At 33.1% G+C, this 812-nt stretch carries 1 pseudogene; it reads left to right on the top strand.

The annotated features are described in order from the left end of the window. Nucleotides 1-803 (top strand): annotated as a pseudogene (locus GRQ01_RS07545) (hypothetical protein); the annotation flags it as partial. Nucleotides 804-812 lie beyond the last annotated feature (9 nt).

The following is an 812-nucleotide window of genomic DNA, read 5'->3' as shown; positions in this document are numbered from 1 at the left end:
AAATTACAGGAGTGATTAAAGCAAAGAAAGGTTTAGAAACTTCAAAGCAAACAAGAATTACTAATTTTATCAATAGTGGTGCTATAAGTGGAAGCGATGATCAAGGCATTAACTTTGCTTATTCTATTCTTACAAATTTTATTAATACAGGAATGATAAAGGGTAATAGTAAAGAAGGAGTGTTTTTTAATAATTCAAGAGTTAGTATTTTTTATAATAGTGGGACGATCAAAAATAGTAGTAAAGAAGCAGTTAACTTTACCAAAAACTCAAATACCATAAAAAATTTCTTTAATAAAAATGCCATAGAAGGTACAACTAGTGGGGTATTTTTATCCGGAAATACTATAGAAACACTCATTAATACAGGTACTATTAAAAGTGCTACTGGAGCATTACATTTAACCAAAGCTTCGCGTATCACAACGGTTTTTAATACCGGACTCATCCAAAACACTTCCGATTCTGCTATAGCCTTATATGAAAACTCAAGCATCACTAATCTTATCAATACAGGCACCATAGAATCACAAAGAAGCAATGATAGAAATGCAGACATTATAGCCATTTCTCTTAATAAATCCCAAGGATCCATCCAAACTTTAATAAATAGCGGAACCTTAAAGTCTGCAAATCATGGTATCTTAGCAGAATCAGGCAATAAAATAGGCACCCTTATTAACAAAGGCACCATAGAAGCCAAATTAGACGGCATATCTTTTTACGATCTTAGCCCTCTAAACAAAGATGCCTCCATAGGCCAAATCATACTTGAAGAAGGTAGTAGCATTGATGCAGGCTAAAACGACATC

The organism is Campylobacter bilis (assembly GCF_016806695.1).
Classification (GTDB): Bacteria; Campylobacterota; Campylobacteria; order Campylobacterales; family Campylobacteraceae; genus Campylobacter_D; species Campylobacter_D bilis.
This window is presented reverse-complemented; position numbering and strand designations above follow the sequence as displayed.